Below are 21,145 nucleotides of genomic sequence, written 5' to 3'. Positions count from 1 at the left end.
TTGCCTAGCCGCTGACAGCTGAGGAGGTGCTGGCCAGCGATCCCACCGGGGCAAGCAGCAGGGAGATGGTCTTGGTCCACTGAGCGTAGGGAGCCTCAGTCACATAGAGCGTGTCATCGTCGCGGATCACGAAATCGCGGGCCATGAACAGCCCGTTCGGCTGCGTCAGGTTCAGTACATAGACCATCCGCTGCGCGCCGATGAGATCATCACGGCCCAGTACCTGGTTTGCGATCTCGGCAGGTTCATTGCGCAGGACAAAGACACCGGTCGGGTCAGCGGCGGTGGAGATCAGGCCGCCGACCTGTGCAATGGCTTCTAGCGCCGACAGATCCTGGCTTTCAAACGGCACCCTTGCCTGAGCGGATGTTGCACCCAGCGCGGTGAAGGAGCGCGTGTCCTCCTCCACCAGAATGCGGTCGCCGCCGCGCAGGGCCACGTCCAGCTCCGGGTGGTCGAACAAGTCCTGGAACCAGATCTTGCCCTTTTCCTGGCCCCGGATCACGGTGACCTGGGCAATTTCAGGCTGGATCGTCACGCCGCCGGCCTGGGCCAGCATCGCGGACAATGTCCGGGTCGGGCGCTCGATGGGATAGACACCCTGTGCGCCCACAGAGCCGGTCAGGCTGACTGTGGCGCCATCCCCTGCCAGCCGGCGCACCTGCACCTGCGGGTCAGGGGTCTGATCCTCAAGCTTTCTGGTGATGGTTTCGCGCAGCTGCTCAGGCGTATTGCCAGAGGCGCGCAGGCGGCCCGCATAAGGCACGAAAATATAGCCGGCGCTGTCGACCTGCACTTCTTCCAGCACAGTTGAATTGGTGGCTTCTGCAGCCAAAAGCCCGTCGTCGACGTTTTCCCAGACCGTCAGCCCAAGGACGTCGCCGGGGCGGATGGTGTCCGACGTCAGCTTGCCCGCCGAAGTGAACCCGGAGGAAAAGCCGAGTGCCGGAACCACGGCTGTGGCGCGGGCAACCCGGTCATTGACGGAAACGATAAAGGCATCGCCTTCGCGCTGCACCGAACCGGCAAAGATCTGGCGCTTGGAAGGGCCGACTTTCGGCAGACCGCAGGACGCAGCAAGGGTCAATGCTGCCAGCATTGCCACGGGACGCGCCCAGCGAAGGGGAACGGATTTCACTGCTCGGTCTCCTCGACCAATTATTGTTTGCCTCAAGTTTTAGGGGCAACCTAACCGGCTGGCAGGAAAAAATCCAGTCTTTGGGTGTTTCCGCTTCAGGTCACCAGCCGCAACTGTTGCCGTGGAGCCGCTGTGCCCAGCCGCAGAGCGTCATATGGGTCTTCACCCGCCAGCATCATGTCGGCAACCTGGCGCAGCAGCTGGCGCCGCCCTTCGCGGGAATAATAGCCGCCCGGCACTTGCGAGGTTTCCAGCAGGAACCGCCGGTAATCCTTATAGGCGCGGCTGTCAGGGCGCGCCGGGGCCGCAAAGAACTGGGCCAGCGGCTGTTCCGACACAAACTCCGGCTTGCCATAGACCGCGCGGCCGAACACCCGCAGCGGAATGCCGCGCCACAGCACCTGCTGGCCGGCCGTGGAATTGACAGTTACCGCGCTGCGGGCTTCATTCAGCAGCTGAGCCAGCTTGCCGCCGCGCACATAATGCACCCGCCCGGCAATACCGTGGTCCTGCGCGAGCCGGCGCAGGGTGCGCCGCACCTGGGCCCGGCCATCCTCCAGAGGATGCGCCTTAATGACCAGATGGTGATGGCGCGGTGCGCCTTCGGCAAAGCCGGTGATCACTTCAGCCAGGAAATCGCCCATGCTTGTGAACGGGGAATGCATCTGGAAGGAACTGTCGTGCTCCAGCTGCAGCAGCGCCAGATGATAGGGAAATCCGCCATTGCGGATGCGCCGCTCCGCCAGCCGCCGCTCCAATGCCTGAAACGGCATCAGCAGCAGACGCTTGAGGTAGAGCTGAAATTCCTTGGTCACCGGCAGCGCCCGGTGCGGCCGGAAGTTGCTGTACTTGCGGTTCCGGAACATGACGAACCAGTGGTACAGCGCACCATAAAACACATGCTGGCGCATATCGCCCCAATGCGCGGGCGGAAGCGGCGCTTCCATGTCGGATAGTGCCAGTGCCTCCTGCATCTGCGGTACAGTCATTTCCATCAGCCGTGAATGGCCATTGGCGCCGCCGCGCTCATAGGTGACCCAATACGGGCGCAGGTAGCCTTCCTCGAACACATGCACGGTGATGCCGCGCTGCCGCGCCGCCGCGACGGCAGTGGCGTGAATGGGGCGGGTATCGCCGTACAGGACAATATCCGTCACCCCGCGGCTTTCCAGCACTCCGGCCAGGTAATTAGGCCAATCCTGGGGGCTTCCGTCATAGGGGAGGTAACTCGCCTTGGGGCGCCAGAATGCCTCATCGCCGGCATTGAACCCCACCCGCGCCACTTCGCAGCCCGCCGCCCTCAGCATCCGTCCGAGCGCGGCAAAGAACGGCCCGTGCGGGCCTTGCAGGAACAGGAAGCTGCGGTGTTTCAAGGCGGCTTTTGGCATCACGAGGAGTGTTATAAAGGAGCGATTTCAGGATTTGATTAACATTTGACTGGGGCGAAACTAAGGCTTGGCCGGCTGCAAACACAAGCCGGGGCTTGTGAAGGCCGCGCGGCTTGGCTACCTCTGCGGCAGGAATGACATATGACCTGCGGGGAGCGCACCCATGTTTACTGGCATCATCACCGATGTGGGCACCATTGCCGAACTGGAGCAGCAGGGCGACCTGCGCGCCCGCATCCGCACGGCCTATGACACCGCCACCATTGACCTCGGTGCCTCCATTGCCTCGGACGGTGTTTGCCTGACTGTGATCGCGCTGGGCGAGGACTGGTATGATGTGCAGATCTCGGCTGAGACCGTGTCCAAGACCAACCTGGACAGCTGGGCCGTGGGTAAGCGGGTGAACCTGGAACGCGCGCTGAAAGTCGGCGATGAACTGGGCGGCCATATCGTCTCCGGCCATGTGGATGGCGTCGCCGAAGTGGTGAAGATGAAGGACGAGGGTGACAGCACCCGCGTCACCCTGCGCGCGCCTCAGGCGCTGGCCCGCTTCATCGCGCCCAAAGGATCGGTCGCGCTGAACGGCACTTCGCTGACGGTGAACGATGTGGACGGCTGCGATTTCGGCATCAACTTCATCCCGCACACCAAGGAAGTGACAACTTGGGGTGATGTGAAGCTGGGCGACCGCATCAACCTCGAGATCGACACCTTGGCCCGCTACGTCGCCCGGCTGCACGAGGCAGGCTGAACGCGCCCGTCCCTTCATCTTTCCCAAAGTACTCCGGGGTGAGGCCGTCAGGCCGAGGGGCAGCGCCCCTCAGTACCCTGTGCGCCTGCGCACAGGACGCGTCCGGACGTCCGGTTGCCGTTTGCAGGACTGGCATTTGCCGCCGGCCTGGGCTATCTGGCTGGGAAAGAACCCGCAGTGCCAGGCGTGCTGCCCATGCGCATTGAAAGGCTGCCATATGAGCTTTGAAACACCGGGGCCGGTTGAGGCGCAATTGCGCGATGCCATCAGCCCGATCGAAGATATCATCGAGGAGGCCCGCCAGGGCCGGATGTTCATCCTTGTCGACCACGAGGACCGCGAGAACGAAGGCGACCTGGTAATCCCCGCCCAGCACGCCGATGCGGCTGCGATCAACTTCATGGCAACCCACGGCCGCGGCCTGATCTGCCTGACCATGCCGGCCGAGCGTATCGAGGAGCTGGGGCTGCCGATGATGGCGCTGCACAACTCCTCGCGCCACGAGACGGCCTTTACCGTTTCCATCGAAGCGCGCGAAGGGGTGTCCACCGGCATTTCCGCCGCCGACCGCGCCCTGACCGTGGCCACCGCCATCGACCCTGACAAAACCGCAGCCGATATCGCTACGCCGGGCCACGTGTTCCCGCTGCGCGCGCGCCGGGGCGGGGTGCTGGTCCGTGCGGGCCATACCGAAGCAGGCTGCGACGTTGCCCGTCTGGCCGGCCATTACCCGGCATCGGTGATCTGCGAGATCATGAAGGAAGACGGCACCATGGCGCGCCTGCCTGACCTGGTCGAATACGCCCAAAAACACGGACTGAAGATCGGCACCATCTCCGACCTGATCACCTACCGCGCCCGCAATGACAACCTGGTGGTGGAAACCTCGCGCGAGACCGTGACCTCGGAAATCGGCGGCGAGTGGGAAATGCGGCTGTTCACCGACCAGACCCACGGTATCGAACACGTGGTGATGATCAAGGGCGACATCACTACACCAGAACCGGTGCTGGTGCGCACCCACGCGCTGCACGAGGCAACGGATATTCTGGGCCTCGGCCCCAAGTCCGCCCGCCAGCTGCCCCGCGCCATGGAGATCATTGCCGAAGAAGGCCGCGGCGTCGTGACCCTGTTCCGCCAGCCGCGCAACGCGCTTTATGCCAACGAGGACGAAGGCCCGCGCACGGTGACCATCAAGCAGACCGGCATCGGCGCCCAGATCCTGTCGGGCCTGGGCCTGCATGAGCTGATCCTGCTGACCGACTCGCCCTCGACCAAATACGTCGGCCTGGATGCCTATGGCCTGTCCATCACCGGCAGCCGCCCCATTCTGAAGGACGCTTGATATGGCTGGACATGAAACCCACTACACCCTGCCGCGCGCTGAGTTCGACAAGCCGGTGAAGCTGCTGATTGTTGTCGCGCCGTACTACAAGGATATCGCCGACAATCTGGTGGCGGGCGCCGCAGGGGAGATCGAAGCCGCAGGCGGCACGTTTGAAATCGTGGAAGTGCCTGGCGCGCTCGAAGTGCCGACCGCAATTGCCATTGCCGACCGCACCTCCAACTTCGACGGCTACGTGGCGTTGGGCTGCGTGATCCGCGGCGAGACCACCCATTATGACACCGTCTGCAATGACAGCTCCCGCGCGATCCAGCTGATGGGGCTGCAGGGCCTGTGCATCGGCAACGGCATCCTGACCGTGGAAAACCGCAAGCAGGCCGAGGTGCGCGCCGATACCGCCGATCAGAACAAAGGCGGCGGCGCGGCAGCTGCGGCCTTGCATCTGATCGCACTCACGCGTAAGTGGGGCGCCCAGACCAAAGGCATCGGCTTCAAGGCGCCCGCAGGGGCGTATCAGGTTGCCGGTACAGACAACGGATCCACCAGCGCATGAGCACCCAGGACAGCCGCCCCAAGGGCAACGGCAAGAATCAGATGAGATCGGCAGCGCGGCTTTATGCCGTGCAGGCGCTGTTCCAGATGGAACACAGCGGCCTCACCTTCGACAAGGTGATCGTCGAATTTGAGGACCACCGTTTTGGTGCTGTCTATGAGGGTGACGAGATGGCGGAAGGCGACACTGCCGTTTTCCGCAAGCTGGTGCGCGAAGCGGTGAACCATCAGGCGCGGATCGATCAGATGACCGACCGCGCCCTGGTGGCAAAATGGCCGATCGCCCGTATCGACCCGACCCTGCGGGCGCTGTTCCGCGCCGCGGGTGCGGAATTGGTCCAGTCCGACACACCGCCCAAGGTGGTGATCAACGAGTTTGTCGACATCGCCCGCGCCTTCTTCCCCGAGGGCAAGGAGGCGAAGTTCGTCAACGCCGTGCTCGACCACATGGCGCGCGAGGCCCGGCCGGAAGCATTCTGAGCCGCCATTTGCCGCTGATTTGAGATGAAAATGGCGCGCCTCCGGGCGCGCTTTTTCGTGCCGCTGCCAACGCGGGCAAAGGGTGCGGCAAATTCCGCTCATCACCGCCGGAAGTGCTGGACGCCGCCGCAAAGGCTGCTAACCTCATGTAGCTTATCCGGAGGACTCAGATGCCTGAACTGGTGAAAATGTACATCCGCAACGTGGTGATCGGCTTTGGGATCGCGGCGGCCTTTGTGGCAATGCTGCTGTGGTTCAACGTGATGAACCTTTGGGCACTGGTCTCCGGTTCCGACGTCGGTTTACTGGCGGTGTTCCTGTTGTGGTTCATGAACGGCATCGTGTTTGCCGGCGTGCAATTCGCCTGGGCGGTGATGGCCATGGCAGAGAAAGATGATGGCCCCCGCGGCGGCACTCCCGCCGCGCATGAATTCCAGGTGGTGCGTGTCCCGGCAGAGGAAACCCATCCGCAGCAGCGCCAATTGCGCCGCCGCTGAACTGCGAAACACCTGAATGTCCGCCGCGCTTTCCCCGGAAGGCGCGGTTTTCGTTTGTGCTGGGGGGAGGAAAAGCGGCGGGACCACCAGTCAACCGTGCGGCTTTGATTCCCGAGGACCTGTATATACAGGTGGGCGCCAGGTAAACGGACCAGGATCCGGACAGAGCCAGCTCCCTCGGAATTGCTTAAGGCCACCGGAATGCTGCCTGTCACGAGAAGGGCAGAACCCGCCAAGCCCGTAAGTAAGCTGCCGGAGGCGCCGTTACAAGAGGGCGGTGGCCTTGCATGTGCCTTTCGCCGAAAAAGCGCGCCATTGCAATTTGTTCTCTAATTGTTCACATTTGCCGCCATGATGGAAGATTTGCAGCCTGGCCAGAAACTTGCCCGAGGGGTGTCGCGTTACCTGCGCTCGCTGGGCTTTGCGCCGCTTGAGGAATTCGTTCCGGCGCGCGGGTTGCGGGTGGACGTGATGGCGCTGGGACCCAAGGGGGAGCTGTGGGTGATCGAGTGCAAATCCAGCCGCGCCGACTTTCAGTCCGACAGCAAGTGGGTGGGCTACCTGGAATGGTGCGACCGCTACTTCTGGGCGGTAGACATGGAGTTCCCCACCGAACTTCTGCCGGACGGCACCGGTCTGATCATAGCTGATGCCTATGATGCGGAAATCATCCGCATGGCACCGGAGGACAAGCTGGCGCCAGCCCGGCGCAAGAAGCTGGTGCAGAAGTTCGCCATGGATGCGGCCCGCAGGCTGCAACGCCTGCGCGACCCGCGCCCGGGCAAGGACGGGCAGCTTTTTGGGGGAGCTGCCGAGGAGCAGCCGGACTGGTGATCGGGGAGGCTCCCGCGCCTGCAGAGGCCCCGGCTGCGCCAGGGCCTCTTTGCAGCCTTGGGCCGGGCAGCGCACCTGCGGTGCGCTGCTGGCAGCTTCAGGCTCAGGCCGTTGTGTTCACTGCCGCGGGCTGGTGCAGCAGTGCGATGGGGGCGTTCTGGCCGGTCGCAACACCGATGGCGCCGCCTTGGGACACGTTGGTGAAGGTGATGCTTCCGCCGGTGTCGAAGGTCAGAGTCAGCGTGTCACCGTCGCGCGTGGAGCTGTAGGCGGAGGCGCCCATTTCGCGCAGCTGCACAACGGCGTTTGCACCTTCTTTCAGTTCAACTGTGTCATGGCCGTCGCCGAGGCTGTACTGCAGCGCCACGGTGCCGCCCTGCAAGGAGAAGCGGTCATCGCCGCTGCCACCCCGTGCGGCCAGCGTCTCGCCCACCTGCAGGGTGATCTGGTCATCTCCGCTGCCGCCGCTGACCTGGGCGTAGCTGCTGAGCGCCTGGCGCATCTTCTCCGCTGCCGGGGCGCCGGCATTGTAAACAGGCGCAGGGCCTTCGTTCGGGCCGCGCAAGGCACGCTGAGCCGCGACCGAGATCACGTCGTTGCCGGCACCTCCGCGGATCCGCGACACCAGAGTGGCGGCAACCGCGATACTGTCATCGCCTGCCCCGGCACGGACACCGCGCAGCGTGCCCGCCTGGATCGCAATCGCGTCATCGCCGCCGCCGGTACTGATGTTACGGGCATGGCGGGCGCGGATCGAGACCGAGTCCGCATTGGAAAACTGTTCTTGCCTGCGCGCCTGGCCAGGCGCGTGCCGATGCCCGAGCGCCAGGCCTTGCATGCGGTTGAACCGGCGGCCGTAGCCGAACCCGGGGCCTTCAAAGGGGCGGGCGGAGGTGCGGTCGGTGTGAACGCCCTGCACGATGCGTCCCTCCAGCGCCACTGCATCAGCTCCGTCACCGGTGGCGACGCGGCGGATCACATCGGCACGCAGTTCAACCGTGTCGTCGCCTTCGGTGCCCGTCGTGTCTGTCACAATGGCTGGGATGTCCTGGGACGGGGTTTGCGGTTGCTCTGCTGCGGGCTGCGCAGGGGCGTCTGACTGTTCTTCCGGCAGGCCGGTCAGCAGGATGAGGGCCACCGAGTTTTCCGGCCAGGGCTGGGATGCAAGGGTGTGCAGCGCCTTGGCCATTTCGAAGATGCGCTTCTCATAATAGGTGGCTTCCGGACTGGCGGCGCTGGCCTGGGTCACCTCAAGCGGCGGCAGGACCTCTGCGGCTGGGCTTTCCGCCGGGGCAGGGGCAGTCTGCAGTGCAACCGATGCGTCCGGGGCCGATTGCTCCGCCGGGATGCCGGATTGGGGCGCGGCGTCAGGCGCAGCAGGGGCGCCGCCCAGCTTGACGACTGCAGTCTGCACCTGCGGCTTCTCCCACCCGTGGGCGGCAGGCGGCAGGCCTTCCGCTCCGCGGCGGCCCTGGCCGCCGAACAGGGCGTTGGCTTCCTGCTGCAATTCATCGGCGCTCAGACCGAGGGCCGGATTAATCCCGCCCAGAGACGCGCGCGCACCGCTGGTCACAGCGGTCAATTGCGCCGAATAGAAAAAGGGGTTGGCTGTGCTGCTCGTCAGGTTCACCATCTTACTCACTCCGATAACTGGCTGAGCACAAAGGTGAGCCCTGGGGCTTTAGATAGATATAATAGCTAAAAATGCAGTTTCGAAAATTCGTCTGAAAACAGAGGCGGATTTTCCGAAAGCTGATCTTACTTGACAGTACGTGCGGCCTGCGCTGCTGCCCGCAGTTCGTCAGCAATCTCTTCTGCTTCCTCCGGTTCAAAGTCCATCGGGATCTCGACACCATCCGCCTCGATGAAGATCCGCACCATGCCCTGATCGGTCGGGCCGATCTGCATGTTAGCTTCGACGTCGCGTTCGGTATTGATGCCCATCTTGCACTCCACTGGCAGTCAGCCGCTTGAATGCCGGTGCTAGCCCGCCGCCGGCTGAAACGCAAGCCGGGTTTGCGCTACACTGCCTGTATGATGGATGTAACGCTGCGCCGATTCGCCCCGACCGACATGCAATGGCTGGTGGCACGCCACCAGGATCTCTATTCCCGCGAAGCCGGGTTCGACGGCAGTTTCGGGGTGCAGGTCGCGGATATTCTCCACGGTTTCTGCGCAGCTCATGATCCCGCGTGTGAGCGCGGCTGGATGGCGGTCAGCGGCAAGGAACGTCTGGGCACGGTTTTCTGCATGAAAATGGACGCAAGGACAGCCCAATTGCGCCTGTTTCTCCTGACGCCAAAGGCGCGCGGCAAAGGGCTGGGCAAGCGGTTGTTGCGTGAGTGCATGGCCTTTGCCCGGGCTGCGGGCTACAGCGGCATGATGCTGAAGACCCACGAAAGCCACCGCACCGCCTGCGCCCTTTACCGCGCTTTCGGGTGGCAGTTGCAGGACAGCCGCCCGGTGCGCAATTACGGCCAGGATCTGGTGGAGCAGACCTGGCATCTATCGTTTCAGGAAGCTACGGTCTCATAGGGGCCGGCGGCGGAAATCTGGTTTAAGTGCAACTGGTTGCGAGTTGGAAGCCGCTCCGGTCCGCATGTGTTGCGGGCAGTCAGGCAGCCTGTCTCTCTGAGAGGCGGATTTCTGAAACGGAATGTTCAAAAACCTCTTGCACGCCTCCGGAGCGTGCTATAAATGCCCCCTCAGTGCCGCCTTAGCTCAGTTGGTTAGAGCGCTGGATTGTGGATCCAGAGGTCCCCCGTTCAAGCCGGGGAGGCGGTACCATACTCCACTTCACTATCTCATGGTTTTTGCTCCGCGCGGTGAAGTGCGGCAGCTTCCTCTGCAATTGTTTGCGGTAGGGGGCAGCGGCCTCGAGGAGACCGTCGGCCAGCGCGGCTTGCCCAAGTGCAGAACGGGCCGCCGCATGGCATTGCGGCGGCCCGTTCCGGTTTTGCCGAAGATTTTTTACGCCCTGCTGACGGTACGGCGGTATCAGTCGGTCGTGGTTGTTGTCGTGGTGGAGCCGTCGTCATCAGACACCACGATCACGAGCAAGGCACCTCCGACAACGGCTGCCGTGGCGCCGGCAGACAGGCCGGTTTCCGGCACGCCGCCCGCAGTGGCTTGCGCTACGGTTTCGGCGCCAGGTGCACGGCAGGTCACCTGGAGAGAGCCATTGGGAAGATAGCTGGCAGATACCGGCACCCCGGCACCGCACGCCAGCCGCCGTTTGGCTTCGTCCAGCGCCGGATTTGCCTGTGCCAGGGCTGCTTGGCCTGCGAGGGTCAGAGGAACCAGCAATGAAGCTGCGCGCAAGATACTGGTATACATGATAAAACAACCTTATGCTTTGAGGTGGGTTAAGGTTAACGGGCAGCCGGGAATCGGGCAATACGGCGCAATGGCAGTGGGCATGCTCCGGCAGGATGCTGCCCAGAAGAGCCGCGCAATGAGCGGTTTCAGACTGTAATGAGGGTAATGATATGTTCCAGACAGCCACCAGAATCTTGACCGCAGGCGCTGCGGGCCTAACATTCGGCGCTGCGCCCGTCATGGCGCAGACCCCGGGCGGGCTTGTTTACACGGTGGTGGTGCCCGCAGGTGAATTCGGATCGGCAGCCTTTTTGACAGAGCTTCTCGGCGGATTGACGGCTGCCAGGGCCTTTTGCGGGTCCACCGGCGATTCGTCTCTGCAGGTTGACTGCTTGTCCGAACGGTTGGAGGCCGCGGTCGGCGGCATTCCCAAAGGTAGCGACTATGAAGAGGTGCGGGAGGTCCTGCAGGACACGTCTCAGCAGCTGAAGCGGCTGGCCCGCCAAAACAGGGATCCAAACCGGGGGCGGGTGACGGTCACCAGTTCAACGGACCCGGCGCAAACAACGAACCGGCCGCTGACACCGGTCAGTGACGCAGCGCTGGCTGCGGTCAATCAGGAAGCGGCACGGATCCTCGATGATGCGGCCACTGTCCTGCTGCGCAGTGCCGAGGCGGCGCAGGAGCGGCAGACCCAATATGCTCAAATCGCTGCGGCAATCGATTCCAACAAGGTGCTGCTGCGGTCCTGACCGGCCGGATCAATTCGTAATTTCAACTTCCTGGCGCAGATCGCCGGTCTCGCGGTCAAAAATCAGGATGCGGTTGTCCTGACTGACGATGGCAATCCAATCGCGTCCCAGGGTCACCGCTTCGGCCTCAACGCCATCAGGCAGGGCGATTTCTGCAGGCAGCGGCGCATCGCTTGCCTGCAGGCGGATGACAAGCAGAGAGATTATCACTACAAGCCCGCCAATCATCACCACCGTCAGGGTGGTCACCAGCCGCCGCAGGAACCGGATCTGCGGTGGCTCCGTTTGGATTTCGGTCTCGGAAGGATCAGTCATGGGCAGCCGCCGGATTGAGTTTGTCATCGCGGAAAACCCGCCTAAGCGGCTTGATAAAGCGGTTTCGCGCGATGTGCCAGAGGCGGCCTCGCTGTCGCGCACCCGGCTGGCCCGGCTGATCGAGGAGGGGGCGCTGACCGTCGACGGCGCAGTTGTGCAGGATCCCAAAGCCAGGATAGCCGAGGGCGCGCAGATCGCCATTCAAGTGGAGGAGGCCGAGGACAGCCACATCGGCCCCGAGGACATCCCGCTGGAGATCGTCCATGAGGACGAAGACCTGATTGTCATCAACAAGCCTGCAGGCATGGTGGTGCACCCGGCGCCGGGATCGCCTTCCGGCACGCTGGTCAACGCTTTGCTGCACCACTTCGGCGGCAACCTTTCCGGCGTCGGCGGTGTCAAACGCCCCGGCATCGTGCACCGGATCGACAAGGAAACCAGCGGCCTTCTGGTGGTGGCCAAGTCCGACGCAGCCCACCAGGGACTGGCGGCGCAGTTCGAAAAACACACGGTAGAGCGCTATTATCAGGCCATCTGCTATGGCGTGCCGGACGGCAACGACCCGCGCCTGCGCGGCGTCAAGGGTGCCAGCTTTGAGCCGGGCAATATCCTCAAACTCACCACCCAGCTGGCCCGCCACAAGACCGACCGCCAGCGCCAGGCGGTGCTGTTTCAGGGCGGACGCCACGCCGTGACCCGCGCCCGTATCGTTGAAAGTTTCGGCACACCGCCCAGCCTTGCGCTGATCGAATGCTGGCTGGAAACCGGCCGCACCCACCAGATCCGGGTGCACATGGCCCATGCCGGCCACGGGCTGATTGGCGACCCCACCTATGGCGGCCGCCGCAAATTGGCCGCCAAGGCCCTCAGCGAGGCCGGGCAGGCGGCGGTACAGGCCTTCCCTCGCCAGGCACTGCACGCGGCGGTGCTGGGATTCGATCACCCGGTAACCGGCGAGGCGCTCAGGTTCGAAGCCCCGCTGCCCGCCGATATGGCCGCGCTGCTGGACGCTTTACACCAGTAAATTCCCTGCAAATAAGCGTGTTCTCTCCTGTGACGCAATTCACAGACGAAAAGACTCGGGCTACCATAGAAGAATTCCTTAAGCGGTCCTTGAAAAGGGCTTGGCGCTAACACATATGCGCTAATGTTAAGTCCTTATACATTTTGGGAGGGACACTCTATATGGCGAATTATGCAAACCTGCCTGCCCCGACGCCCGAAGGCGGCCTGAACCGGTATCTTCAGGAAATCCGCAAGTTTCCGCTGCTGGAGCCGGAAGAGGAATACATGCTGGCCAAGCGCTGGGTTGAGGAGCAGGACGCAAAGTCCGCCCATAAAATGGTAACGTCCCATCTGCGGCTCGCGGCCAAGATCGCCATGGGTTACCGCGGTTATGGCCTGCCGCAAGCCGAAGTGATCTCTGAGGCCAACGTCGGCCTGATGCAGGCGGTGAAACGCTTTGATCCGGAAAAAGGCTTCCGCCTGGCAACTTACGCCATGTGGTGGATCCGTGCCTCGATCCAGGAATACATTTTGCGCTCTTGGTCTTTGGTAAAGCTTGGCACCACCTCAGCGCAGAAGAAGCTGTTCTTCAATCTGCGCAAGGCCAAGGCCCGCATCGGCGCGCTGGAGGAGGGCGACCTGCGCCCCGAAAATGTCGCACAGATCGCCCATGACCTTGGTGTAACCGAGGATGAGGTGATCTCGATGAACCGCCGGATGTCCGGCGGCGATGCGTCCCTGAATGCCACCGTCGGCTCCGAGGGCGAAGGCACCATGCAGTGGCAGGATTGGCTGGAGGATGAGGACGCCGACCAGGCCGGCGATTATGAAGCCCGCGATGAGCTGGAAGCCCGCCGCGAGCTGCTGGCAGAAGCGCTTGACGTGCTGAACGACCGCGAGAAAGACATCCTGACCCAGCGCCGGCTGATGGACCAGGCGGTTACGCTGGAGGACCTGAGCACCCAGTACAATGTCAGCCGCGAGCGGATCCGCCAGATCGAGGTGCGGGCGTTTGAAAAGCTGCAGAAGAAGATGCGCGACCTGGCGATGGAAAAGGGGATGCTGAACAGTGCCTGATCCCCGGCTCTGGCAGTAAAGCGGAAAGGCGGTGCAATGCACCGCCTTTTTTTGTCTGCTGACAATGATGCTGGCTTTACGGCAGTGGTTCTGCCGCAATGTTTCGCGCGCGAAACATTTGGTCAGAAGCTCTGACCTTCTCGGCTGGCAAAGGCTGGCGGCGAAACCTGTCTGGCACGGGCCTGGCAAACTGCTGGGTGCGCGGCTGAATGGGCGGGGGCTGGCAAAATTGCTGGCTTGGTATCTTTTAGGCGCGGCTGGCTGAAATCACGCTGGTTGCTGGCGATGCTTGCTGTCTGGCTGCCCTGACGGGTGCTGGAGCGCTGGCTGCTTGCGGCCTGGTGATTCTGGCTTGCTTGCAATTTCTGCATTCTGTTTAGCTGCAGGGGGCGAGGCGGTCAATGGAAAATGCAATAAAATCAAATAGTTGATAGATTTACTCGGAAATTGCGGGCGACGGCCACTGGTCAGACGGCTCTGGCGCTCCTAAATTTACGCCTCTGGCACAGGAGGAAGGACCATGGCAGGCGGCTGGGCGCAGGACGGCGCGGTGAACGAACAGATCGAGGCCTCGATCAATGATGAGCTGGCGCGGCTGAAGGCGCAAAAGCGCCCGCTCGGCGAAAGCCTGACCCATTGCGCCGAATGCGAAGAGCCGATCCCGGAGAAGCGCCGCATTGCCATCCCCGGCGTCAAGCTGTGCATTGACTGCCAGCAGGAGCGTGACGGCGTCAACCAGGCGCGCGGCGGTATCAACCGGCGCGGCTCCAAGGACAGCCAGCTCAAATAGGCTGCGCTGTTACAGGTATTCCGGGCCGTTGCGCTTGGGCAGACCGTCATCACTGTTGAACCAGCACAGCTTTTCCTCATGCGCGACATGCACGGAGGGCGCAAAGACCTCCGGGTCCGCCATCGCCGCCGCGTAGAAATGCATCGTGCCTGACATCGCTTGCGAACGGAACGATACGGGCGAGCCGCAGGTCCTGCAAAATGTCCGCTCCACTTTGGGAGAGGAGCGGTACAGTCCCGGTTCTGCTCCCGTCCAGCGCCATTGGCCGTCTTTCACGCCTATATAGGTGGTCATCGGTGCCGAACATTGCCGCCGGCAGCTTTCGCAATGGCAATTCACAACGGACAGGACCGGCATCTCAACTTCGAATGTCACGGATCCGCACAGGCATCGTCCTTGCATGGTCTTCTCCTCAGGCTGGTGCAATCAGGATCCGCTCAAGCCGCATTGGCGTCTGAGCGGATTGCGAAGCGGAATCGCCTGCCTGCGGCAAGCTGTTGTGCCGCCTGCCACCGGTGAAAACTTCTTCCTCCCTCCGCCGGCCAGTGCTATATCCCGTGCCGGGCTCACAGGCGATGGCGTCGCCGGAGAGCGGTCAGCTCTCGCCCTTCATCCACGCTCCTGTACGCCGGGACTTTCAATCGGGAGATTGAAGGCCCCGCCTTTGCCTCCCATACAAAGGAGGCATCCATGGCCTGGTCGCCGGAGAAAACCGAAGTCAAAAGCTGGAATGAGTGGGACACGCTGCGCCATGTGATCGTGGGCCGTGCCGATGATTGCCACATCCCGCCGGAAGAACCCGCGCTGGATGCCAAAGTGCCGGAAGACAGCGACATGCGCGGCCAGTGGGGCCGCCGCCCGCAGGAATCCATCGACCGTGCGAATGAGCTGCTGGACAACTTTGCAGATCTGCTGCGCAAGCGGGATATCCGGGTGGACCGTCCGGTCTCCATCGACCATTCCCAGCCGGTGACCACGCCGGACTTCCACACCGACAGCCAGTTCGGGTGCATGCCGCCGCGCGATGTGCTGCTGACCGTCGGCCATGAGATGTTGGAAGCCACCATGTCCTACCGCTGCCGCTGGTTTGAGTATCTGAACTACCGGCCGCTCTTGAAGCAGTACTGGGAGGAGGATCCGAACTTCCGCCACGAGGCGGCGCCGAAGCCGCGCCTGACCGATGCGGATTATCACCCGGATTACCTCAGCGACAAGATCGGCGTCGCCAAGCGGCTGGAATGGGCGGCAGAGAAATTCTTTGTCACCACCGAGGAAGAGCCGCTGTTTGACGCTGCCGACGTGCTGCGCTTCGGCAAGGATCTGGTGGTGCAGCACGGCTTTACCACCAACCTAAAGGGCATTGAATGGCTGCGCCGCCACTTCCCGGATCACCGGGTGCATACGGTGAACTTCCCGGGCGACCCGTATCCGATCCACATCGACGCAACCTTCACGCCGCTGCGCCCGGGGCTGATCCTGAACAACCCGCAGCGCCGCTTGCCGGACGAGCAGCGCGATATGTTCAACAAGAACGGCTGGGAAATCGTTGACGCGGCCCAGCCCGCCCACAACACCCCGCCGCCGCTGTGCTACTCCTCCACCTGGCTTTCGATGAACGTGCTGGTGCTGGACCCGAAGACCGTCTGTGTAGAGAAATCCGAGGTCTATCAGGCAGAGCAGATGGACAAGCTGGGTATGGAAGTGGTCGAGGTCGAGCTGCGCGACGCCTATGCCTTTGGCGGCGGCCTGCACTGCTGCACAGCGGATGTCTACCGGGATGGTGACTGCGAGGATTACTTCCCGAAGCAGTAACTGTTCACAAGTGAATCCCGCGCCGTTGCCTGGCGCGGGAACGGCTGGGGAAGCATGTGTTTGCATGGCCGGAGTTTCCGCCGGTTTCCGTCTGAGCCCTTGCCCGGCTGGTTGAAGCGTTAACGGGCCAGGAAGGCTGCATCTTAGGAAATATTGCTAGGCCGAAGGGGTCGGCAGAGCCATCCGCCGCAAAAAGTCAAACTCCGTAGCGCTTTCTCAGCTTGCGGACCCGAGATGCGATTTTGTTGCCGGGTTTGATGCGTTCAGCGAACTCTCTCGTCGGCTTGTACCAGGACTGGTCTTTTTCGCTGTACTTCCAAAGCTGACCCTGACTGTCGGCAATATGCCGGTAGCATTCCTTGCGCTGTTTGCCGGGTTCGCCTTTGCTGTGATACCACTGGGCCTCATAGCAGAGGCTGCCCTTAGAAGTCGCATACCATTTTCCCAAGCCGACGCTGTCTTCCCAGACAGCTTGAAAGCTGCCGTCCGGCGCCCAATAGGTGCCGCCCTTGCTCCAGATCCAGGTTTTCCCAGCGTAAAGTTTGGCAATCGTTTCACCGCCGACCCTGTTCTTCTTGTCAGGGCCAGCTGCAGACGCTGGTGACGCTGCAATTACGGACGCAAGAACAACTGCGCTGATCTTTCTAAACACAAACATTACTCATCCCCTCAAACTGGTGAACGGCGAAACTATACCATAAATTGTCCCAAAATCCGACTGGGTGATTTCTGAGTGTATTGGGTTTTGCAGCTTAGCGACGCAGGGGCTGGCGGCGGTGCAGGGTCCAGGTTTAGTCCTCTGTCAGCGCCATCCGCAGGATGTGCTGCGGGCCTGCCAAGCCATGGGGATAGATTCCGCCAGTGTCCTGAAACCCGCCTTTCAGGTAGCAGCGGACAGCCGCGGGGTTCTGCATGTTGACCGTCAGCACCACGGCCCGGCGATCCGGGTACTGGGCGGGCAAGTAGGTTCTCAGGGCTGCGACGGCGGCCGTGGCATAGCCTTTACCCTGCGCGCTGCGATCAATCATGAATCCGCGCAGGCCAAGAGTATCTGCTTCTGCGAAATCATAGGTCTCGTGATAAAGCCGGTCGATTTTGAAGAATCCCACCGCGCGGGGGCCGTCAAGGATGGCGTGAAAATCCACGCCGTCCTCATCTTCTTCAAAGGCCTGAGCCACGGTGCCGGAAAAACGGACCTGGTCCGGTTCCACTTGGATATGGGAGACCAGATCAAATTCGCTGCGGCAAACCGGGCGCAGAGAGAGAGGCATCAGTCCTCCATCGCTTCCAGTTCGTCAATGAAGCCGGAAATCATCGACAGACCCTTGTCCCAGAACTTGGGGTCTGATGCATCCAGGCCAAAGGGCGCCAGCAGTTCCTTGTGGTGCTTGGAGCCGCCGGCCTTGAGCATCTCGAAATACTTGTCCTCGAAACCCTCGCCGCCTTCCGCGTAAACCGAGTAGAGCGCGTTCACCAGCCCGTCGCCGAAAGCATAGGCGTAGACATAGAAGGGCGAATGCACGAAGTGGGGGATATAGGCCCAGAAGGTCTCATAGCCTTCCATGTATTCAAAGGCCTCGCCCAGGCTTTCTGCCTGCACTGACATCCAGATGGCGTTGATGTCATCCGGGGTCAGCTCGCCCTCGGCGCGGGCAGCGTGCAGTTTGCATTCAAAGTCATAGAAGGCGATCTGGCGCACAACCGTGTTGATCATGTCCTCGACCTTGCCCGCCAGAAGCACCTTGCGCTGCTCCTTGGTTTCGGCCTTGTCGAGCATCTTGCGGAAGGTGAGCATCTCGCCAAAGACAGACGCGGTTTCCGCCAGAGTCAGCGGGGTGGAGGAGAGCATTTCCCCCTGTTCCGCCGCCAGCACCTGGTGAACGCCGTGGCCCAGTTCATGCGCCAGGGTCATCACGTCGCGCGGCTTGCCCAGGTAGTTCAGCATCACATAGGGGTGCACGTTGGTGACGGTGGGATGGGCAAAGGCGCCCGGCGCCTTGCCGGGCTTCACGCCGGCGTCGATCCAGCCGTCAGAGAAGAACGGCGCCGCGATTTCGCCCATGCGGGGGTCAAAGGCGCCATAGGCCTCCATCACGGTCTTTTCGGCCTCATGCCAGCCAATCGTGCGGGTATCCTCCAGCGGCAGCGGCGCGTTGCGGTCCCAGACCTGCATCACATCCAGGCCCAGCCATTTGCGCTTCAGCTCGTAATAGCGGTGGCTGAGCTTGGGGTAGGCGGCAACCACCGCCTCGCGCAGCGCCTCAACCACTTCCGGCTCCACGTCGTTGGACAGGTGGCGGCCGGTCTGCGGGCTGGGCATGCCGCGCCAGCGGTCGATGATTTCCTTTTCCTTGGCCTGGGTGTTGTGCACGCGGGCAAAGGTCTTGATGTTCTCGCCGAACACACGCGCCAGCTCGCGGGCGGCGGCCTCGCGTTTGCTGCGGTCCTGCTCGGTCAGCAGGTTCAGGGTGCCTTCGATGTTCAGCTCTTCACCATCGACGGTGAAGGTGAGGCCCGCGATGGTCTCGTCAAACAGCTTCTCCCAGGCATCGCCGACGATGCCGAGGTCGTGCATGAACTTCTCCAGCTCGTCCGACAGCTGGTAGGGTTTCATCGCGCGGATGCGGCGGAAGACGCTGTCATAGCGCGCCAGTTCTGCGTTGGCGGCCAGATGCGCGTCCATCACGCTGTCTTCGATCCGGTTCAGCTCCAGCGTGAAGAACACCAGCGGGGTGGTGGCAATGGTCACCTTCTCCTGGCAGTCGGACAGGAAGGCGGCGCGGTCGGCGTCGGTGGTCATCTGATAATACCGCAGGCCGGCAAAGGACATGATGCGGCCGGCGATGTTGTTGATCTTCTCATTGCGCCGCACGCATTCCAGCAGCCCGTCTGCATCCAGATCCGCCAGCTTGCCCTCATAGTCGGCGGCAAAGGCGGCGCATTCCTCTTGCAGCCAGTCCAGGTCGCGGGCCAGTTCGGGGGCGTCCTCAGACGCATAGAGATCGCTGAGGTCCCATTCCGGCAGATCGCCGAGGCCGCCGGAACCGGCAGTGGCATTTGCGTCGCGAACGGGGAAGGGAAGCTGGAACATGGGGGCTCCTGTCATGAGAAATGCTTTGACCCAACATCTAAGGGCGGGCTTGCAGGATCACAAGCGAAGGTGCGGACCGCGAAGCAGAATAGCAAAGCACGGTTAGGAGGCCGTAAAGGCAGGGTGCGCTGCCGGCGCAACACAACGCGAAGAGCGCAGAGCCTTGTTCACCGGGCTCCGCTTGTGATAGCCGCATTTACTGAACTTGTTAATGGAGTGCATCATGAACCAATCTGGCGCTTGCGACTGCGGGGCTGCGGCTTACTCGGTTAAGGAAGGCCCCCTTCACGTCTATGCCTGCCACTGCCTGAATTGCCAGACCCGCAGCGGCAGCGCGTTTGCTGAGCATGCTATGGTGCCTGAAGCCGCGTTTGAGTGCCAGGGGAAGACAGAGGAGTTCCGGCGCTCTGCTCAGGGCATGGAATTCACCGAGGTGTTTTGCCGGGCGTGCCACACGCGGATTTACAACAAGAACAGCTTGCTGCCCGGAATAGTATTCCTGCGGGCGGGCACGCTGGAGCACAGTCAGAAACTGGTGCCCATGGCCCATATCTGGACAAGCCGCAAACAGCCGTGGGTGATGCTGCCCGAGGAGGTTCCGGTCTTTGACAAATCGCCAAGCCCGGAAGAATTCGGCGCCGCTGTGGCAGCCGCCTTGGAGCGCGGGAGCTGACAAAAGCCGCTGCGCCGCTGGCCGGGCCGGCCTGGAGGTCAGCGGCTGAACTGGTCAAACAGGCGGCACATGCTGGAAAATACATGGGCACGGATTTCCGGGGTTTCCATCATCACCTCGTGCTGGGCGCCCTTGATCAGGTCCAGCTCGCCTCCCGGCCAGCGGTTCATGCGGTCGTGGACCGCCTCTGGATTGACGATCTGCTCCTCAGTGCCGAGGAAGGTGATGCAGGGCAGCGCGGGAGAGGGCAATTTCTCCAGTTCGGCGCATTCCTGCAGGCTGACCCGCAGCCATTGGATGGTGGGGCCGCCAAGCACCAGATCGGGCTGGGCTGCCAGCTGGGCATGCATCAGCTTGTACATGTCCGGATCAGTTGTCAGCGTGTTGCCCTCAAACGGGGTGATCTGAACATACTGATCCAGCGCGGTTGTCGGCAGCAGCCGCTCGTTCAGCCTCAGATAAGGCGCGATGCTGCCCAGGAGGCCGGCAAGCGGCCGCAGCAGCGGCGGGATCTGGATGCCCCACATCGGGCCGGTGAAACAGCAGGAGTTGACCGCCAGCCCCTCGATCAGGGCGCGCAGGCCGATGGCGCCGCCCATGGAATGGCCAGCCAAGTGCCAGGGCCGGGGCAGATCCAGCTGAGCGGCCAGCGCGGCCAGCGCCTGCACATCTTTCTGGAAATCGGTGAAATGCCCGACGTGGCCCAGCCGCCGTTCCGCCAGCATCCGCCCGGACAGTCCCTGGCCGCGCCAGTCAACCGTCAGGGTGGCATAGCCCCGGGTGGCAAACTCGGCCGCTGCAGGGCCGTATTTCTCGACGTATTCGGTGCGTCCGGGGAACAGGAGGACCGTGCCCTTCGCCTCTCCCTCCGGGCGCCAGTGGCCTGCACGGATGCGCAGGCCATCTGAGGTGTGCACCCAGTGGGCTGCGCCGCCTGCCGGTCCCTGCGCGATTTCCGCGAACAGGGGGGCGGGCTGCAGGTCCACTGGGGCGCCGTCCATCAGGCCAGTGCCGAGGCGAGCTGCATCGCCGTGCCCATGTCGCCGTCAATGGTCAGCTTGCCGGACATGAAGGCGGCAGTCGGGTTCAGGTCGCCTTCCAGGATGGACTGGAAGGTGTCTGCGTCGGCGGACATGGTCACATCCGCCTCTTCATCGGCGACGCGGGCGCCAGTGCTGTCGAGCATGATGGCGCCCAGGCCTTCGATCTGGAACTTGGCGGAGGCGGTGAATTCGCCTGCGTCCAGTTTGCCGTTCAGCGCCTCAGCTGCCTGTTCAAGGGTAACGCTCATCTTGATCCTCAATCTGTTTTGCGCGCCTTATAGCAC

The 21,145-nt window shown here is 62.5% G+C and carries 26 protein-coding genes and 1 tRNA gene; 14 read left to right on the top strand and 13 right to left on the bottom strand.

Annotated elements, in window-relative coordinates; genetic code table 11:
* Positions 1-4 precede the first annotated feature (4 nt).
* On the bottom strand, positions 5-1,138 hold the full coding sequence (locus K3725_RS13580) for a polysaccharide biosynthesis/export family protein (RefSeq protein WP_260015848.1): 1,134 nt from the start codon (positions 1,136-1,138) through the stop codon (positions 5-7).
* A gap of 95 nt (positions 1,139-1,233) precedes the next feature.
* A complete protein-coding gene (locus K3725_RS13575; RefSeq protein ID WP_260015847.1) occupies positions 1,234-2,526 on the bottom strand; it encodes a capsule biosynthesis protein in 1,293 nt (430 codons plus the stop codon).
* A 163-nt stretch (positions 2,527-2,689) separates the two neighbouring features.
* On the opposite strand from K3725_RS13575, the gene K3725_RS13570 reads away from it, so the two are divergent.
* From K3725_RS13570 to K3725_RS13545, 6 genes are all read left to right on the top strand, one after another.
* Positions 2,690-3,277: a riboflavin synthase gene (locus K3725_RS13570; protein ID WP_260015846.1), complete on the top strand. Its 588-nt coding sequence runs from the start codon at positions 2,690-2,692 to the stop codon at positions 3,275-3,277.
* A 217-nt stretch (positions 3,278-3,494) separates the two neighbouring features.
* Positions 3,495-4,622: a 3,4-dihydroxy-2-butanone-4-phosphate synthase gene (ribB, locus tag K3725_RS13565; protein WP_260015845.1), complete on the top strand. Its 1,128-nt coding sequence runs from the start codon at positions 3,495-3,497 to the stop codon at positions 4,620-4,622.
* A 1-nt stretch (position 4,623) separates the two neighbouring features.
* Positions 4,624-5,175, top strand: a complete 552-nt coding sequence (locus tag K3725_RS13560) for a 6,7-dimethyl-8-ribityllumazine synthase (protein ID WP_260015844.1) — start codon at positions 4,624-4,626, stop codon at positions 5,173-5,175.
* Positions 5,172-5,654, top strand: coding sequence for a transcription antitermination factor NusB (gene nusB, locus K3725_RS13555; RefSeq protein WP_260015843.1), 483 nt, complete (start codon positions 5,172-5,174; stop codon positions 5,652-5,654). The genes K3725_RS13560 and nusB overlap by 4 nt, the downstream gene beginning before the upstream one ends.
* Before the next feature lie 170 nt (positions 5,655-5,824).
* A complete protein-coding gene (locus K3725_RS13550; protein ID WP_260015842.1) occupies positions 5,825-6,151 on the top strand; it encodes a hypothetical protein in 327 nt (108 codons plus the stop codon).
* 351 nt (positions 6,152-6,502) lie between these two features.
* Positions 6,503-6,985, top strand: a complete 483-nt coding sequence (locus tag K3725_RS13545; RefSeq protein ID WP_260015841.1) for an MmcB family DNA repair protein — start codon at positions 6,503-6,505, stop codon at positions 6,983-6,985.
* A 103-nt stretch (positions 6,986-7,088) separates the two neighbouring features.
* Here K3725_RS13545 and K3725_RS13540 read toward each other — a convergent pair whose 3' ends face one another.
* Together K3725_RS13540 and K3725_RS13535 are read right to left on the bottom strand one after the other, a co-directional pair.
* The gene (locus K3725_RS13540; protein ID WP_260015840.1) at positions 7,089-8,618 is read right to left on the bottom strand and encodes a hypothetical protein; all 1,530 of its coding nucleotides are present in this window, start codon (positions 8,616-8,618) and stop codon (positions 7,089-7,091) included.
* A 125-nt stretch (positions 8,619-8,743) separates the two neighbouring features.
* Positions 8,744-8,929, bottom strand: coding sequence for a DUF6324 family protein (locus K3725_RS13535; RefSeq protein ID WP_260015839.1), 186 nt, complete (start codon positions 8,927-8,929; stop codon positions 8,744-8,746).
* 90 nt (positions 8,930-9,019) lie between these two features.
* Between K3725_RS13535 and K3725_RS13530 the strand changes: the two genes are divergently transcribed.
* Positions 9,020-9,520, top strand: coding sequence for a GNAT family N-acetyltransferase (locus K3725_RS13530; RefSeq protein WP_260018611.1), 501 nt, complete (start codon positions 9,020-9,022; stop codon positions 9,518-9,520).
* Between the two features lie 175 nt (positions 9,521-9,695).
* Positions 9,696-9,772 (top strand) — tRNA-His (locus tag K3725_RS13525).
* A gap of 210 nt (positions 9,773-9,982) precedes the next feature.
* On the opposite strand, the gene K3725_RS13520 is transcribed toward K3725_RS13525, so the two are convergent.
* The gene (locus K3725_RS13520) at positions 9,983-10,321 is read right to left on the bottom strand and encodes a hypothetical protein (RefSeq protein WP_260015838.1); all 339 of its coding nucleotides are present in this window, start codon (positions 10,319-10,321) and stop codon (positions 9,983-9,985) included.
* A 152-nt stretch (positions 10,322-10,473) separates the two neighbouring features.
* Here K3725_RS13520 and K3725_RS13515 point away from each other — a divergent pair, with 152 nt between their 5' ends.
* Positions 10,474-11,055: a hypothetical protein gene (locus K3725_RS13515; protein ID WP_260015837.1), complete on the top strand. Its 582-nt coding sequence runs from the start codon at positions 10,474-10,476 to the stop codon at positions 11,053-11,055.
* Positions 11,056-11,064: 9 nt separating this feature from the next.
* Here K3725_RS13515 and K3725_RS13510 read toward each other — a convergent pair whose 3' ends face one another.
* Positions 11,065-11,370: a DUF6476 family protein gene (locus K3725_RS13510; protein ID WP_260015836.1), complete on the bottom strand. Its 306-nt coding sequence runs from the start codon at positions 11,368-11,370 to the stop codon at positions 11,065-11,067.
* Here K3725_RS13510 and K3725_RS13505 point away from each other — a divergent pair.
* Positions 11,369-12,394, top strand: coding sequence for an RluA family pseudouridine synthase (locus K3725_RS13505; protein ID WP_260015835.1), 1,026 nt, complete (start codon positions 11,369-11,371; stop codon positions 12,392-12,394). The two genes, K3725_RS13510 and K3725_RS13505, sit on opposite strands and share 2 nt — an antisense overlap.
* Before the next feature lie 161 nt (positions 12,395-12,555).
* On the top strand, positions 12,556-13,452 hold the full coding sequence (rpoH, locus tag K3725_RS13500) for an RNA polymerase sigma factor RpoH (RefSeq protein WP_260015834.1): 897 nt from the start codon (positions 12,556-12,558) through the stop codon (positions 13,450-13,452).
* A gap of 122 nt (positions 13,453-13,574) precedes the next feature.
* Here the strand turns inward: rpoH and K3725_RS13495 are convergent, their stop codons facing one another.
* Positions 13,575-13,823, bottom strand: coding sequence for a hypothetical protein (locus K3725_RS13495; protein ID WP_260015833.1), 249 nt, complete (start codon positions 13,821-13,823; stop codon positions 13,575-13,577).
* Between the two features lie 149 nt (positions 13,824-13,972).
* Here K3725_RS13495 and K3725_RS13490 point away from each other — a divergent pair, with 149 nt between their 5' ends.
* Positions 13,973-14,242, top strand: a complete 270-nt coding sequence (locus tag K3725_RS13490) for a DksA/TraR family C4-type zinc finger protein (RefSeq protein ID WP_260015832.1) — start codon at positions 13,973-13,975, stop codon at positions 14,240-14,242.
* A gap of 9 nt (positions 14,243-14,251) precedes the next feature.
* Here K3725_RS13490 and K3725_RS13485 read toward each other — a convergent pair whose 3' ends face one another.
* The gene (locus K3725_RS13485; protein WP_260015831.1) at positions 14,252-14,536 is read right to left on the bottom strand and encodes a GFA family protein; all 285 of its coding nucleotides are present in this window, start codon (positions 14,534-14,536) and stop codon (positions 14,252-14,254) included.
* Positions 14,537-14,932: 396 nt separating this feature from the next.
* Here K3725_RS13485 and K3725_RS13480 point away from each other — a divergent pair, with 396 nt between their 5' ends.
* Positions 14,933-16,054, top strand: a complete 1,122-nt coding sequence (locus K3725_RS13480) for a serine/threonine protein kinase (protein ID WP_260015830.1) — start codon at positions 14,933-14,935, stop codon at positions 16,052-16,054.
* Between the two features lie 196 nt (positions 16,055-16,250).
* Here the strand turns inward: K3725_RS13480 and K3725_RS13475 are convergent, their stop codons facing one another.
* The 3 genes from K3725_RS13475 to K3725_RS13465 form a co-directional block, all read right to left on the bottom strand.
* Positions 16,251-16,706, bottom strand: a complete 456-nt coding sequence (locus K3725_RS13475; RefSeq protein ID WP_260015829.1) for a DUF995 domain-containing protein — start codon at positions 16,704-16,706, stop codon at positions 16,251-16,253.
* Positions 16,707-16,845: 139 nt separating this feature from the next.
* Positions 16,846-17,325, bottom strand: a complete 480-nt coding sequence (locus K3725_RS13470) for a GNAT family N-acetyltransferase (RefSeq protein WP_260015828.1) — start codon at positions 17,323-17,325, stop codon at positions 16,846-16,848.
* Positions 17,325-19,145, bottom strand: a complete 1,821-nt coding sequence (locus tag K3725_RS13465; RefSeq protein WP_260015827.1) for a M3 family oligoendopeptidase — start codon at positions 19,143-19,145, stop codon at positions 17,325-17,327. Before K3725_RS13465 ends, K3725_RS13470 begins: the two co-directional genes overlap by 1 nt.
* Positions 19,146-19,368: 223 nt before the next feature.
* Between K3725_RS13465 and K3725_RS13460 the strand changes: the two genes are divergently transcribed.
* Complete coding sequence (locus tag K3725_RS13460) at positions 19,369-19,818, top strand: GFA family protein (RefSeq protein ID WP_260015826.1); 450 nt, start codon at positions 19,369-19,371, stop codon at positions 19,816-19,818.
* 38 nt (positions 19,819-19,856) lie between these two features.
* On the opposite strand, the gene K3725_RS13455 is transcribed toward K3725_RS13460, so the two are convergent.
* Both K3725_RS13455 and K3725_RS13450 read right to left on the bottom strand, forming a co-directional pair.
* A complete protein-coding gene (locus K3725_RS13455) occupies positions 19,857-20,819 on the bottom strand; it encodes an alpha/beta fold hydrolase (RefSeq protein ID WP_260015825.1) in 963 nt (320 codons plus the stop codon).
* On the bottom strand, positions 20,819-21,109 hold the full coding sequence (locus K3725_RS13450) for an SCP2 sterol-binding domain-containing protein (protein WP_260015824.1): 291 nt from the start codon (positions 21,107-21,109) through the stop codon (positions 20,819-20,821). The genes K3725_RS13455 and K3725_RS13450 overlap by 1 nt, the downstream gene beginning before the upstream one ends.
* Between the last annotated feature and the right edge of the window lie 36 nt (positions 21,110-21,145).

The sequence above is a fragment of the Leisingera sp. S132 genome (assembly GCF_025144465.1).
Classification (GTDB): domain Bacteria; phylum Pseudomonadota; class Alphaproteobacteria; order Rhodobacterales; family Rhodobacteraceae; genus Leisingera.
The sequence above is the reverse complement of the archived record's forward strand: the minus strand, read 5'-3'. Positions and strand labels throughout refer to the sequence as shown.